This is a genomic window from Oceaniovalibus sp. ACAM 378 (genome assembly GCF_008085915.1).
Taxonomy (GTDB): domain Bacteria; phylum Pseudomonadota; class Alphaproteobacteria; order Rhodobacterales; family Rhodobacteraceae; genus Oceaniglobus.
Genome location: NZ_VSJK01000004.1, coordinates 316,093 through 331,451, shown reverse-complemented (window position 1 = coordinate 331,451; position 15,359 = coordinate 316,093). Strand labels below are relative to the sequence as shown.

6 protein-coding genes are annotated in these 15,359 nt (G+C 68.1%); all 6 read right to left on the bottom strand.

Annotated elements, in window-relative coordinates:
- Positions 1-15: 15 nt before the first annotated feature.
- The 6 genes from FQ320_RS07460 to FQ320_RS25585 all read right to left on the bottom strand — a co-directional run bounded on the left by FQ320_RS07460 (position 16) and on the right by FQ320_RS25585 (position 15,344).
- The gene (locus FQ320_RS07460) at positions 16-7,065 is read right to left on the bottom strand and encodes an annexin (RefSeq protein WP_148471075.1); all 7,050 of its coding nucleotides are present in this window, start codon (positions 7,063-7,065) and stop codon (positions 16-18) included.
- On the bottom strand, positions 7,062-9,176 hold the full coding sequence (locus FQ320_RS07455) for an ATP-binding protein (protein ID WP_148471074.1): 2,115 nt from the start codon (positions 9,174-9,176) through the stop codon (positions 7,062-7,064). The genes FQ320_RS07460 and FQ320_RS07455 overlap by 4 nt, the downstream gene beginning before the upstream one ends.
- The gene (locus tag FQ320_RS07450) at positions 9,176-11,020 is read right to left on the bottom strand and encodes a hypothetical protein (RefSeq protein ID WP_148471073.1); all 1,845 of its coding nucleotides are present in this window, start codon (positions 11,018-11,020) and stop codon (positions 9,176-9,178) included. The genes FQ320_RS07455 and FQ320_RS07450 overlap by 1 nt, the downstream gene beginning before the upstream one ends.
- A gap of 80 nt (positions 11,021-11,100) precedes the next feature.
- Positions 11,101-11,337 carry a hypothetical protein gene (locus tag FQ320_RS07445; protein ID WP_148471072.1) on the bottom strand — a complete coding sequence of 79 codons (237 nt, stop codon included), beginning with the start codon at positions 11,335-11,337 and terminating at the stop codon, positions 11,101-11,103.
- Between the two features lie 18 nt (positions 11,338-11,355).
- Positions 11,356-13,389 carry a hypothetical protein gene (locus tag FQ320_RS07440; protein WP_148471071.1) on the bottom strand — a complete coding sequence of 678 codons (2,034 nt, stop codon included), beginning with the start codon at positions 13,387-13,389 and terminating at the stop codon, positions 11,356-11,358.
- Positions 13,386-15,344, bottom strand: a complete 1,959-nt coding sequence (locus FQ320_RS25585; protein WP_187393809.1) for a hypothetical protein — start codon at positions 15,342-15,344, stop codon at positions 13,386-13,388. Before FQ320_RS25585 ends, FQ320_RS07440 begins: the two co-directional genes overlap by 4 nt.
- Positions 15,345-15,359: the final 15 nt, after the last annotated feature.

Sequence of the window (15,359 nt, the reverse complement as noted above, 5' to 3'; positions counted from 1 at the left end):
GCGCCATCCTCCCGCTCATTTCGCATCCTCCCGTACTTCGCCCATCGTCGCCGGATAGACACCGGCATCGCCGGGGCCCGGCGCCTTCGCGGTATGGGTCGCGATCCGATACTTGCCCTTGCTCAGGTTAGCCAGTGCCTTGGCCTTGAGTTCGGGTGAGAGCCGCGGGTGATTGGTGATCACCTGCTGGGCCTCCTCCAGAGCCTTGGCAAGTTTGCCGGGTTCGGCGAAGGTGTCCGACATGGGCTGCACCGCGCCGCTTTCGCGGAACTTCGCGTCCCAGAGCGTCACCCGGCCCGTCGTCGGGTCCACCGAGATCACATCTGCGCCATGCGAGGCAGTGACGTGGTCGCCGTACCAGACCACGTGCTCTCCAAGGTTGTCGGCGATGTGGTTGGCAAGGCGCAGCTCTGCCTGATAGCCGTGGCGGTGCCGCATCTCGCTCCAGTATGAGGTGGTGTCGCTCGTTCTGGGCGGGCGGTAACCCCAGCCGTCAGCGCCTTTTTTCTGGACAATTCCGGGCAGCGGCAGCTTACGACTGAGCGGCACGCCGTTAAAGGTGAGATGGGGCGCGCTCTTCAGGTGTTCGATGGTCCGGCGCAGGCGCGAAACCGAATGCTCTGCGGCACGGATTTCCAGTTCCAAGGCGTGACGACGGCTGATCGCATCGAACCCGAGCACCTCGCCGCCCACGTGCCGGTAGGACCGCAGCAAGATCAGCTGTTCCCGGGAAAAACGGATGGCCCCCTGATCGTGGCGCGCGAGTTCGGTTTCGGCGTGCCGCAGGAGCGCCAGCACGTGGTCGTTGTTATCGAGATCCATCTCGAGTTTCGACCACGGCAGGTCGAACTCTTCCCGCATCTGTTCCAAAACCCGGTCCAGATGCCGCATAAGACGGTTCTCGTCACCGGCGATGTTGCCGAGGTGTCGCTGGCTGTCGATGTCGGACGCGGCGCGCCGACGAAGTTCATCCAGCCGCTTGCGGGCGGACTCGAGCCGACCGGTGAAGTCGATGATCTGTGACAGCGGGTCGGGGGGCGGGGGCGCCTTGGCATTGACCGGGACGAGGGCGGTGACCTCCTTTGCGCGTGACACGTCCGGCCGCGTCGCCGGACCCTCGCCCCCGGTGCGCCGAGCGGCCTGTGCGTCCGGGCGGAGGGGCTGTGCCTCGGGCCTCTCTCGCGTTGCGGTCTCGTCGGCGTCCTTGCTGCGCGTGGGTGTTGCGTCCTCGTTCAGGCCTTCGGCTGCCACATAGCCGCGCGGCTCGGCGGTGACGTCGCCCGAGAGGATCTTCGAGGCCCGTTCCTGCTGCGCCAGCAGATGCTCCACATCGCGTTCCAGCTTGCGCAGGCGGGCGGGGTTATCGGAGGCAAGGATCATGCGGCGGATGCGGTTCTCGATGATCGGGCCAAGCTTGCGCACCTCACCTGCAGCCTCGAAGCGGGCGCGGTCGGTGGGGTTGACCATGTCGATCCCGACCTTGCCGGCGAGGCTGGCAAGTTTCTGGCGCGCACGTCCCAGTCGGCCCATCCAGCCGCGTATCCGCCGAACCTCGCCCACGTGCAGCGCCACGTCGACGGGGCGCACACCGGGACCGACAATTATCTCGACGCCGGTGATCGGACCGTGCGCGGGCACCGGTTTCACCCGAACCGTGTCAGAGGGGAGCGAGAGGTCGCGGCGGATCGGGGTGCTCTCGCGGTAATGCTCGGGCAGGGCGGCCTCCAGGGTCATGCCGCCCGATCCGGCAAAAACCCTGTCGCGCAATTCACCCATCAGCGGCCGGACGGCAGAGGGGTTGGCGCCTTCGCGGATCACCACGATCGCCTGACCGTCACGATAGACCACCGCCGCCCCGCCGGGTACATCCCCCGCAATCGCGCGGAACTCGGCAGCGCTGAGTGTCTGGATCGGCACGCTCGCATAGCCGCCCCGCGCCTTTGGCGGCAGTTCTGACAGCAAGGCCTGCCGCGCCGCGCGCACCTGATCCCGGGCCGCCTGTTCGGCGTGAATCTCCACCCCGGCTGTCGCCTGCCGCTGGCGATAGAAGTCCCGGTAACCGCCTTCGGGATTGTCCACCTTCCAGCGACGGAAATCGGCAAGCCGATCTTCCGGTTTGCCCATCCGGCCGAGGATGTCGCGCGCGGGCGGCAGGTCCGGTTTCGGGGTGTTGTGGCTGAAGGCGGCGACCACCTGACCGACCAGCGGCCCAAGCAGCTTGCGTCCCCCGGCCATTCCTCCGGCGACGCCGATGCTCATGCCGATGCCCATCGCAGTGCTCGTCGCGGTTGTCGACAGCACATGCATCGGCCCACCGGGCTGGCGCCAGGTCCGCTCGTCCAGGAGCGCGCCGGTAAGATTGGCCGGGACGCTTTGCACCGTCTGTTCGATCAGTTCCGCCGTGCCTTGCGCAAACAGCTTCTTGAAACCGCCCGCCTTGATCATCCCCTCGAAGATCGCCTTGCCTTCGACCTGCCGCGCAAGCGCGCCCGCAGTGCCGAGCTTTGCAGCCGCGCCCGCGGCTCTGGCCTGCGCGCGGGCGGCAGCCTGCCCGACGCGGCCCATGCTGCGCAGGTACTGCTGCACGACGGACTCGCTTACCGGTGTAATAAGCCCCCGGGCGCCGCCGGTCAGCCCCTTGGCCAGCCCTGCCGTCAGCATGGCGAAGGCGGCATCAATGGCGCCGACGGCGAGGTCAGTGGCAAATTCTTCCGTCCCATAGGCGCCGCCCTTGATCAGCGCCTTGGTGCCGATGGCAGCAGCCGTGCCCGCAAGCGAGGCGATCAGCGCCGCGGCCACAACCGCCGAGCCGCCGCCCGACACCGGCGCCAGCAAAAGGCCGACAATCACCGCCGTCACGATGGCGGCGACCATCGACCAGGTGTCGGCCATCGAATCGATGGTGTTGCGCTGGATCTCGATGGCACCGAGCGAGCGCTCGACAGCGATGTCAAAACCGTCCGCCGCCGCACGCCGCTGCCGGGTGGTGAGTTTCGGGTTCTTCAGCGCCGCAAGCTGGTCATTCATGAAGGCCAGCTCGTCCCGTGCCGCCTGGATCTGGTGCGCGGTCGCAGAGGCACCGAAGCCGGAATCGTCGTCCCGGTCGCGGTCAAATTTCCGCTGTGCCGCTTTTGCCATATCGTCAAGGTTCTGCGGCGTGCCGTAGATCGCGAGATCCAGCAGGTCGCCTTGTTCGCGACCGCTCGTGTCCCAGATGATCGCGCCATAGATCGACTCGCCGTCGTGCTCCGTCTTCCAGCGCTCACGGGCCGCCGCGAGCTCTGTCGGTGTCATTGCCGCGAGGGCCGACTTGGCCTGCGGGACATCGGTCCCGAGGCCTTCGATCGAATACTTGAACCGCTGATAGTTGGAGAGCGTGCCCTTGTTCTCCAGCCGGGCCAGCGCCTCGTTCTGCGACGCGCCGGACATGTTGGCATCTATCATGGCGCCAAGGGTGCGCCCGGCAGACCTTTCGTATCGCAGGCCCAGCTCGTTGAAGCGGGTTTTCGTTACCGCGTCCGCATTCCCGCGCAACTGCCGTTCCCGCGCGAGCATCTGCTGGCGGATGAAGTTCTGCCGCCTGAGCTCGTCGCCGCCAAAGGCGTCGGCCTTGTCCTTCTCGGCCAGTTCGGCGGCGTCCTTGGCCCGCAGAATGTCGCCGTAGTCGCGGGTCGTGTCGGCAAGGGCCTCCTGATCCAGATTCCGCCAAACCATGTTGATTGCGGCATCGTCGGCATAGACGCCCGCGTCCTCGATCTGCAGCCGTGCGGTCTGGATACCCGGCCGGTCGTTGCGGGCGATGGCCGTCATCAGTTCGCCCTCGGCCTTGCCCTTTGGGCCGAAGTTGGAACCGAAAGCCACGTCAAGCGCCGACTGCCTGCCGTCGCCTTTCCCCTGCTTGGCCCAGAGCGCATCCTTGTACTGGGCGTTGAAGGCCAGGGAAACCTCGTGGTTGCGCAGCGCGACCTCGGCCTCGATCTGCTCTGAGGTCATCGGCGGGTCCCGTTCCGCGCCCTGCTTTTCTACGTCCTTTCGGATCTGGTCATAGACCTTCTGCGCCTCCTCGGTATCGATGGCCACCGTCTGGCCGTCGGGGTTTTCCCGCACCAGCAGCGTGGCGCCGATCGCATGGGCGTCGGCCTCGGCGATCCTCCCCTCGGAGAGCAGTTCGAGGTTGCCTTTTTCGTCTCCGCCAAGCCCCCATTCGCTCTGGATTTCGCTTTCGAGCGAGACGCCGTAGCGGGTCTTGTAGAGCTTGACGACCTCCTTTCGGTCCTCCGTGCTGAGGGTGCGCAGGATGTGCTGGGCGGCCTCCTTGTCGGTGCCCCAGCCGGAGAAAGCCGACCGCAGGCTGCCGACGGCGCCCTCGACGACCTTGCCCTCCAGCAGGGCGTTGGCGGCCTCCATTTCCTCGCTGTTGAACTCGTCCCTGAGAGCCGCATCAAGCGAGCGCCCACGGTCGAGCAGGGGGTACTGGATTCGCAGCGCCTTGACCGCGAGGGGCGTCAGTCCCTCAAGCGCACCAAGCACCTTGGCCTCGTCGGTGCCAGTCTTGTCTGCGCCGTACTTGAAGATCTGCTCGGCGGCCTTTTGCACATCCCACCCCGGCTGGACGCTCGGGAGCAGTTTCGCGAGCGTCCCGCGCAGGATTGTCGGCGTGTCGGGCAGGCCCATGACCTTGGCCTCGAAGGCCAGATCCAGCCCGGCTTGCTTGTCGCGCCGGACGTCCTCGCGGATGCCAAGGGCGAGACCCGCGACCACGTCGCCGCTGGCCATCGCCAGCACCACGGTCCGCCGCTCTTCGTCGAGCGATTTAAGGTAGGTCGCCGCGGCTTCCTTGTCGCCGGATTTCAGCTTGGCGGCGAGTTCGTTATACCTCGCGAGGTCCTGCGCCAGGCTGATCCGCAGGGTCTGGGCCTGTCCTGCAGCAAAGGCGTCGGACTCGCCCTTGGCGTCCTTCTCCCAGGTTGCGAGTTTGGAATCGAGTTGGCCGAACCAGTCCTCGGTGGCGAAATCCTGACTTTTCGCCCATATGCGCAGGTCGGAAAAGGCGATCCGTCCACTGGCCGCAAGCTCTGCGATATAAAGGTCCGTGGTCTTCTGAGCCGCAAGCCCCATGTGGGTCTCGACGGCCTTGAGCTTGCGGATCTCGCCGTCGGCCCAGCGGCGGGCGCGGGCCATGTCGCGGTAGTGGTCCCAGAAGCTACTTTCGCGGTCTCGGCCATAGAAGATCTCGTCCTGCAGCAGCGCCATCCGGTAGGCCGCGCTCTGCTTGCGGACGGCCTCGCTGATGCCGCTTTTGCGGTTCTCGAACTGGATGTTGTAACGCCCGGTTTCCTTTGCCACGTCCTCTCGGATCTTCTTGACCGTATCCTCGACACGCTCGCGCGCCGTCGGTTTCGGGCGTCTCGCCATGGCCGCAGCCTTGTCCCGGGCGATGGCGCGCTGCATCTGCTCTATGCTGGCCTGACTCTGTTCGGCCACCTGCGTGGTTTCGGCTGTGGCTTTGTCGGCGGCACCCTTGGCTGCGGCGTCGGTTTTTGCCTCCGCCGCCTTGCGCTGCGTGGCCACCGCCTGCTTGCGCAGGGTCACCGCCTCGCCGATCTGGGTCTTGGTCAGCCCGAGACTGTCACCCAGAAGCCCCGCCTGCGCCACGAGGGCCGACTTGATGGCGGGCTTCTCCCCCGGCAGCTCAATCTCGGGCGCGATCCGGTTGAGGACACCATCCTTATAGACCGAGTGATGCCCGGCGGCCTCCTCGACGACCTTGCCGGTCATCTCGTCGGCCTTGCCGACGATCTCGCCCACCACGCCCTCAAAAACGATCTGCTGTTCGGGTGTGATGTCCACGCCCGAGACCGGCGTGTCCTCGATCGGTACCGAGGTCGGCGGCACCGGAGCCGGCGGCGCAACATCGGGGGCGATCGGCTTGCCGTCCGGCCCCTTGAGCTTGGCATCAGGCTCGGCCGGCAGTTTCGCAGGTGTCTTGGCCGCATCCTTTCCGACAGGATCCTGCGCATCCGATCTGTCAGCCACCGGAATTTTCGGGGCGGGCGGGGTCGGGCTCTCCTTCGCGGGCGGCTCTGGTGCCGGAGCCTTGGCGGTCTGGCCATTCTCCAGTCGCGTTCGGATATCGAGGAGCTGTTTCTCCTCTGCATCTGACAACGGGAAAAGCTTGATCGCCATCGGGCCGAGCCGCACCAGCCGGACCTGTCCCGGAGTCAGGACGGGCGCGCTGAGGTCCGGCAGCGTGCCGCGCGGGCTGCGCGTCACTTCCGGCAGCTTCTGCTCACCCAGCGGGCGCGCGGTCTTGTTCTTGAGGGCGGTCATCGCCTCGGGGATCGGCCCCGGGTCGATCTTTGGTGCCGCGCCGGGGCGGGGCGCGCCACCGGCAAAGCCACGCGGTGCCCGGGTGGCGATGCGCAGCCGCGCTTCGGCCCGGGCGGCCGCTGACGCGCTGGCGGTGTCAATGGCGCCGGTGGCATCAAGCCGGGCGGCAATGTCGGGCCGGGTCATTGCCCGGGCGGCGCGGGCCGCCTTCTGCGCCACCTCCTCGGGGCCGAGCACCGTGCCCTCGGGCGTGGCTTCCATGAACTGTTGCGAGGCCGGGGCGGCCCCGGGGGGTGCTGGTTCCACGCTCGCCATCGCACCGTTCGCGTCCGAGGACGAATCCGCACCGTCCGGCGCCGTCGCGGCTTCCACCTTCCCTTCGCCGGGCTTGCCCTTCGTCGAAACCTTCGCCGTTGTCTCGCCAGCGGTTTCGGCGGTCGGCGGCGCATTCGGGTCGGCGACCGTGGCAGGGTGCACACCGCCTGCTCCGGGTGCCGCCCCGTTGCGCCGGAGCGAGGCGGCAGCGGCGTTCCCTGCGCGGGCCTGCATACCGCGAAACGCCGCCTGTACCTGCGGATCAGTTGCTGTCTGCGCCGCCGCCCGCTTGGCCCAGAGCGGCCCGTGGGCCATGAATGGCGTGATCGAGGCGATGGCTGCGGGCTTGCCGGTGGGCGTGGCGATGCTGGTGCCCTGAACGGGCGCGTGTTCGGCGAGGGGGCGGCGTGAGGCGCTCACGCCGACGGCCTCCGGAAGGCCGGGGTGGCGCCGTTGGTCTTGACGTCCGTTCGGCTTGGCATCCGCCCGCCCTTGCGCAACTCCCGAGCGACACTCTGCACCAGATCTGCCATGGCGATGGGCCGATCGTCTCCGGCGGCGGCATAGGCTGCCCCGAGTGCTGCGTTGCGAATGCCGCCGCCACTGAGCTCGAACCGCTCGGCCAAGGCGCGCCAGTCGATGGCGTCGTCGCGCGGCGCAGCCTCGGGGAGGGCGCGCGCCCAGAGTCTCCGGCGCAGCGCGGCATCGGGCATCGGAAAGTGCACGGCGACGGCGATGCGCCGCAGGAAGGCGCTGTCGATATGGGCCGAGAGATTGGTGGTCAGCACGATCAGCCCGTCGAAGGCCTCGATCCGCTGCAACAGGAAGGCGACCTCCTGATTGGCATAGCGGTCGCGGGCATCCTTGACCTCGGATCGCTTGCCGAAGAGGGCGTCGCCCTCGTCGAAGAGCAGCGCCGCCCCGACCTCCTCGGCCGCCGTCAGCAGGGTTTCGAGCTGCTTCTCCGTCTCTCCGATGTACTTGCTGACCAGCGCCGAGAGATCGACACGGTAAAGCGACAGCCCCGCCGTGGCGGCGACAAGCCCGGCCGCGAAGGTCTTGCCGGTGCCGCTCGCGCCGTTGAAGAGCGCGAGGGTGGCGCGGGGACCGGAACTGCGAAAGCCCCAGTCGTCGTGGACGCGGCTGCCATGGGTCAGGGCGCGCAGGAGGATCTCGAGGTCGGCGCGGGACTCCTCGGGCAGGACGAGGTCGTCGAGCGTGCCCTCGGCCTTGACCGACTGGCCGAACCGAAGCAGCGCGGGGCTAGGTGTCGGACGGATGTCGAGACTGCGGCCATGGCGCTGCAACTCCCGCGCCGCGCCGAGCGGCCCGAGACGGGTCGAGGCGGCGAGGCGGTGCGCCATACCGTCCGGGGCCGAGGCGGGCAGCAAGGCTGACCAGACCGCCTGCCGCTCCCTTATGCCAGCGGCTGGCAAACGGCATTCAAGAAGCCGGGCCCCCGGCGGCAGAAGGCGTTGATCCACCGGCTCTGTGCCGCACAGGAACACCGGACAACCGGGTCGCAGCCCCGCAGCGATGCGGGGCGCGTCCGACACCGGTGCGTCGCCTGACAGGAAAAGCGCTGCATCCGACAGGCGCAGCGCGCGGCCAAGGCGACTGGCGGCGACGGGTGCGCAAACGCCGGGGTGATGCGGATCGAAAGCGAGGAGCGGCCAGCCGAGCCGATGGGCCACGGCGGCGGCGAGGCCTTCGGCGCCGCAATCCGGGCGCGGAACGATCAGGGAAACCAGTGTTGGCGCCCCGTCCACGAGAGCGGCGAAGAGCCTCTTGGCCTCATCCTCCAAAACTGGCCAGAGCCGGGGGAGCGGCTTAAGGAGGTGCAGCGCCGTGGCAAAGTCCGGGTCCATTGCAGCAGCTTCGGCAGAGTCCCCAAGAATCCAGGGCAGCATCCCCGGGGCCAGCCGCAACGGGGTGGACAGACCGAAAGCTTGGTCATCGCCAGCCTCGAGCAAGGCGAAGCGCAGGAGTGGTGCCTCCGGGCCGAAGCGGCAGCGCAGTGCCGCGCGCGCCTTGAGGTCAATCCCTGTGCAGGCTTCGTTGCCCAGTTCCAGGATCAGGCCCAACGTTGGCCGTGTGCGTGAAGCGTCGTTCTGGGCGTAGGAGAAGAGCGTGGCAAAGCCGGGGTCAATTTCGGCGGCCGTCGCGGCGACGAGGGCGGTCATCTCGCCTGCGCCGAGGCCGAAGGTGGTTGCGAGATGAACAAGCGGCAGGCCCGTGTCGCCCATGCATGTCATGGCCGCCTCGATACCGGCGATCCGGGCATCGAACCGGGCCAACTCGGTTTGCGCAACGGGATCGGCATCTAACGGGTCAAGGATCGCTTCTGCCTGCGCCGCACCGACATAGAGGCCCCGAAACGGATCCTCAACGAAGCGTCCGGTTGCCCGAAGGAGTGCAACCTGCCGCGCCATGCGAAGCCGCAGAAGGTCCATGTGCGCCTCCAGATGCGCCAGGGCGGCCGTGCGTGAGGTCGCGCGGGCGGTCGTGGTCGCAGAGGCGGCGCCGTCCATCACCCGCCCCCCTGAAGTCTCAGGCCGATGGTGACAGGAGGCGTCCCCGGCAGGGTGTAACGGTCGCGATACGCGCCGATCATCTGAAGCAACAGGGCGAGCGGCGGTGGTTCGAGCGCGACATCAAGCTCCAGACCATCGGCGCGGGACCAGGCTGTGACGGTGGCGCTGCGCGGCAGGGCTTCGCGGGCAAGCTCGGCGAATCCCATGTGGGTGAGCCCCGGAAGCTTCGATGCGTAGTCGCGCAGGACATGGGCGCAGAGCGCGGCCCAGGCCCAACGGCTCTCGGTATCGGCGAAGGGCTGCGTCACCTGTGCGGCGTCACGCGCCAGTTGGTCCGGATCGCGAAGCAGTGGAGCCCCGGTTTCCGGGTTCGCTCTGTCTGTCATCAGGGCCACGAGCCCGGAAGCGTGTCGCGCGAGCACGGGCAGGCTGGGCATGGAGCGGGTGTGAAGCTCATCGGAGAGCCAGAGCGTGGCACCCGGGGCAACCCGGCGGCAGGTGGCACCGAGATCGACCGGACCGGGCAGACCCCCGGGCAAAAGCGCAAGCCAGCGGGCGGTGACCGCGCAGGCCAGTATCGCGACGCCGTCCGGCAGGACGCTGGCAAGGACATCGGCAGTCGGAGAAGGGAGATCCGCAAGTCTCCGGGTCAGTGCGTCCGCCGTGCCGACGGGCAAGGTGGGCGGCTGCGCGGGGGCTGCGTCGTCGTGCTGCCGCAACAAGGGCGCAAGGGTCGGGTCGTCAGGAGAGGGGCGATCCGCAGGTCTTCGGGTCACTGCGTCCGCCGTACCGACGGGCCGGGTGGGCGGCAGCACGGGGGCTGTGTCGTCGTGCTGCCGCAACAAGGGCGCAAGGGTCGGGTCGTCAGGCAGGAAAGCGCCGGGGGCAGAGCCCAGAAGCCCCCGCGCGAGGGCCAGCCGGCCGGTGGCCGGATCCCCGGCGAGACCGGTCGCCAGCGTTTCCAGGTCTTGCGCGGCCACAACCTGCCAGAGCGCGAAAAGCACACCGTGGGGCGTGTCGGCCACCCAGTCCGGGGTCGGCTCGGACTGGTGCGACGGTCGCGGAGTGTCGTTTCGGCGAGAAGTTTCCGTGACCAGTCCGGGAGCGGTATCCGTCTCTGTGGCGATCCGGGGCAGGGCAGGCGGCTGAGTTCGGGCGTGCCCCGGCGGCCACAGACGTCGGAAAACCGCCGCCCGGGTGGCCTGCCGCTCGGCCTCAGGGGCGTCAGTTAGGGCCAGCGCGAGAACCGCCACAGCCTGTTGCCAGACGTCCCGTCCGGGCAGCGCGGCCAGCGCGTCCCGCACGGCGCCGTCCACGCGTCGGCTGGCCGGGCCCCCGGGGCGCGGAGCCGGAACAGATCCGGGGCGAGGGCTCCAGGCAAAGACGACGCGTCGGCTTGCCCGGGGTCCGAGTGGGGCGAGGATCTCTGCCATGGTGCGGACACCCGCGCGGACAAGCGCCCGGGGCCCCTGATCCGGCGCTGCGGCCAGCAACCGGGCCACGGCCTCGCCACGCGGTGCGTCAAAGTGGCGGCCAAGGGCACCGTGGTGCCAGCGCCGCTGCAGGCCGCGCGCCAGGTCGTGCAAGGCGCGCGCGAGGTGGTCCACCGGGTCGACGTGGATCGTCCCCGGACGGTCCGCACCGCGCCGCGCCTGCGTCAGGGCGATCAGAATGCCCTGTGCGATCCGGTCGCCGATCTCGTCTTCCGGCCAGGCGAGGTCGATCGCAATCTCGACCTGCAGCGCGCGGATCAGGGTGATCTGACCGCCCTGCGGGGCGCTCTGACGCTGCCAGCCGTCCCGCAGGGCGGGGAGTGCCCGGCGCAGCAGAAGGTCACGCAATTCGGCCTGCCCCGGGGCCCGGGCCGTCTCGACCGGGAACCGGGCCCGGACGTCCAGATGCCCGACCGTCAGCATCGGCCTCAGGCGGCCGCGTCGGCTGCGGACGAAGGGACCGGCACCGCAGCGTCGCCTGCATCAAGGCATTCCTCCAGCACCGTGATAGCGCCGGAGATGCGCAGCAATGTGCGGACCACCTTGTCGCGTTCCGTGTCGATCTCGGCCAGTTGGTGTTCGCCGAGGCGCAGTTCGGCCCGCAGGGCCTCCAGCCGAGCGGTCATCTGGCGGCTCATTGTCTCGTTGCTGTGTGGTGTCGCCATGGGAAACCTCCGTCGGGGTCAATGGGTGAAGATCGCGATCCAGCTGAAGGCGACGAGAAATCCGTCGCTGTCATCCACCTGCCAGAAGATCGGAAAGCGCGCGGTAGAAGGGCCAATCGGCTGGGCCGGTCCATTCGGCTGGACACGCCAGCGTGCGTTGACGGCTGCGTTGTTGTTGCGGATGTCGCTGAGCGCCACCATCACCTGCGCGTTGCTGAAGGCGGTGAGCCGGGTGTTGACATCAAGGTTGAAGACCCCGCTCGCGGTGCTGCCGATGACGGGTGTCTGGTTGATCACCTGCATACCATTCTGCACGTCGATCACCGGCGCGCGCACCCCCCGGACGACGAGGCCTTGGGTGGTCCGCAAGTCGCCCGTCACCGCGAAGCCGTTCACGGTGTCGTATTTCATCGCAAGCTGTCCCCCGCCGGGGTTGCTCCGGCCATCGTCATGGAGTCCGCCCAGAAACCAGCAGTAGTCGAAGTTCGAGCGGAAATAGAGCGTCGCGTTCTGCACGCCCACGCCGTAGTCTTCGTTGTGCAGGTTCAGGGTCTGCTTCAGGCCGGGATCGAAGGTAAGCCGGCCCTGACGGTCGAGCACCATGAGCGTCGTGCCGCCCGGTCCGGGGTTTTGCGAAAGGTCGACGTGGCTGCCACCCCGGAACCAGGCAAAATCCCGGTTGGCGCGGCAATAGAACGTGCTGTTCTGCACGCCGATGGCGTATTCGTCGCGCCAGAGGTTCAACATCTGCCGGGTGGTGTCGCCGAAGTGGAGCCGCCCGCCGCCGTCGAGGCGCAGCAGCGTGGAGCCACCCTGACCGGGCGCGCCTGCGGTGTCGTCATGGGCGCCGCCGCGGTACCAGTAAACCTCGCCGGAGGTACGCGTGTACTGGGCGCCGTCCTGCACCCCGAGGCCCTCTGGCCCGTCAAGATTGTCGGCCCCCAGCGACAGGTCGATGACCTGGCTGCGCTGGCCCGGGAAGCGCAGCTTGCCGTCTGCGAGGTCCACCCGCCGGTCGCCGCGCACCGCCAGCACCGGCTGGTTGGCTGGCCCGCCGGTGCCCACGGTCAGGCGTCGCGCCGGGTCATCGGCATCTTCACCAAGCTCGATGTGCAGTTCCGCATCAATGCTGTTGAGGGCCGATGGTCGGCGGCCAATAGAGAGCGGTATGCCATCATCGAACCCGGCGTCGCTGAGAAAGAACTGCCGCCCCCAGAGGTCCACGTCGCGCTCTGCGGAAAGCCGACCGGCGATCCGCAAACGCCCCTCGACGGCGGCAAAGTCCTGCGCGTCGGGATCGGCAAAGGCGGCGCGGGGCGCGAAGCTGAGCGCACCGGACTCGCTGCGCAGCGCAGCGCCGACGAAACCCGCATAGATCCGACCCTCGGCCAGCACTTCCGGCCCGGCTGCGGCGGCGAACCGGCCTTGCGTGGAATCCCACAGCACGCTGCCCAGTTGCAGCATCCAGCGGCGCTGCTCGCCTGACGCCTCGAACTCCTGCACTGCGACGCTGCCATCCGCCGGGATCTGAATGTCCGGCGGCACCACGCCCGCCGCCGAAGGCCCGGCGATGGTCGCGCCCGCAACGAACACTTCCGCAGCTTCGAGGTCGTGGAAGCCGTCTTCCTGTGGCCCGCCGAAAAGCCGGAACGTCTCGCGCACGCGGGAATAGCTGTCCGTCCCTTCACAGATCCGGCGTTCGGCCATGTCGTCGCGAAGTGCCTGTTCTTCATAGGAAATCCACACCGGCCGGTTCTGCACTCCGCCGAGGCTGGCGAAAAGCGCGGTGTCCAGCGGCGCGGGCTCCAGAACCAGAATCTCGCGGCCGAACAGGTCGATGGCGAGACCGGGCATGACCACTAGGTCCACAAAGCCGGCCTCGCCCTCACGCGGCAATTCTACGAGGTGCAGCCCTGTGACGATGCCGATGCCGTGGGGGCCGAGATTGTGACGGCGCCGGTGGGTCCGGTGATAGACCTGCTCGTCGGTGAATGCCTCGGAGCCGAGCAGCATCCGCGGAAAGTAATGGAGGCGTTCAGCAGAGCCGGTCACGTCTTCTTACCCCTCTTTGTGGCGCTGGTGCCCGACCCTCGGGCCTTGCGCAGCTCCGCCACTTCGGCGCGCAGCGCGTCCATCTCGGCGCGCAGCAGGGCGATGTCGTTGGGTTCCTCGTCAAAGCGAGCCTCAGTGCCGGGTTTCGGCTGCACCTTTCCCGTGCCCCTCGCGATTCCGATCACTTTGCCGTTGTGAACCGCGAGGGTGAGCGTCTCTCCCTTGTCCGCGACCACGGCCCCCAGCGTGGAGAGCCGGATCCCGGCGCGCTTGGGGTCCTCGATCTCGAGAATCTCGGTGTGGATGCCGCGGGTCTTGAGTGTCGCCACAGCGGTGTCCGTCTCGGCACCGATGACGCCTGCGGTGGAGACTGGCTGCACCTTTGGCGCGGCTTCCGCAAAGATCCGGCCCAGAGAGAGTTCCGGCAGGATCCGGTTCACCGTCCGGACCAGCGCGAATTCGTCCTGTGCCACGGTATTGCGCCAGTCATCGTTGGGGTCGAGGCTCTGGATCAGCGGCATCAGGTGGTTGACCAGCGGCGAGTTGCGGGTGAGTGCATCCGGTGCGCAGCAAAGGATCGCCAGAAGCCGCTGGATCAGCGGCACCACCGGCACCAGCGATTGCCAGTAGTACAGCGACGGGAAGGCGCCGGCGTAGGTGCGGCAGGAGTGGTTGCAGATGTCGATCACCTGATCGCCACGCATGGTGACACAGGCGATGGGTACCCGGTCGTCGCAGGGGTCTTCCGAGCAGGGGGGTAGGAAGGCTCCGCAAATGCAGTCCATGACGGTCTGGAACAGAACGGTGAAGATATTCTCCAGCACTGGCCGGGCACGAATGATATAGTCGGCGGCGATCTCGTCGCCCTGAATCTGCGGCACGGTGATCGCGGCAAATGTGCGCAGCATCTGGCAGCGCACCGGATCCTTGGTCCGTACGAGGTCAAGCACCGCGGCGCGCGCGCGGCAGAGTGCGTCGCGCACCTGCTGTGGCGTGAGGTTCGCCGGGGGCGGATTGGTGCCCACCACATATTCCAGCGGCGCGAGGTCGGCGCCCTGCACACGGTCGGCGAGGTAGGCCGCCATGTCGGTGAAGCAGGCGATGATCCGCCCGAGCAGGCTGTCAGGCTTGATCAGGTCGGCGAAGAGGCCGCCGCCGGTGGGAACGTTCGTGGAGCCGACGGGGTCGCGCCGCCACTGTGGCTGGCAGGGGCCGTCGTGGGGCATGATGCCGATTTCCACGCATTCCACGATTCGCCGCGGCGTGCAGCCCGCGGTGGTATAGCCAAGGGCGGGCGAAGGAGAGGTGCCGCCAATCGGCGCATGGCTTCTGGCATTCGCGCTCTGCCCGCCGCAGCCGCACCCGGCCGAGCTTTGCGATGTGCCGCCGCCGCACCCGCAGCTGTGGCCGGAGCCGCCGCATCCGCAGTTCTTGCCGCCGCCACACCCGCAGCCGCCCGAGGGAACCGGCTGCTTTGACAGCGCGACGGTGTGCCCGCTCTCTACTTCACGGAAGCGCAGGGTGACGCACCAATGGCTCTCCACGTCGCGACAGCCGGGGTCAGGGGGCGGCACGAAGGGGTCGCAGTCGCCCAGCTTTGGGCGCTTGGCGTTGCAGCAATCCCGGATCGCCTTGGCGATGTCGAAACGTGTCGCCTCGGCCAGCACGAGGTCGTTGCCGCAGGGGTCGAGCGCGTAACCCGGCAGCACCCGCACCGAGCCCTCGCAATCGTCGCAGATCACCTTGAGCCCGCAAACCGTTCCGTTGCCATGCAAAAAGCGGTTCTGCAGCCGTGACTTGGCGCGGACATAGGCCTGCTCGCTGGAAAGGTCTTCCGCCGAAAGCAGTGCCCCGGTGCTGTACTTCGGGGCCTCGAAACAGGTGAGGCCGCGGCACACGGGGCAGCAGCATGCGCTGGCATGTGTCCGCTGGCCGTTCGTCGATGTCGTCTGCATCGTCCTAGCTCCCCT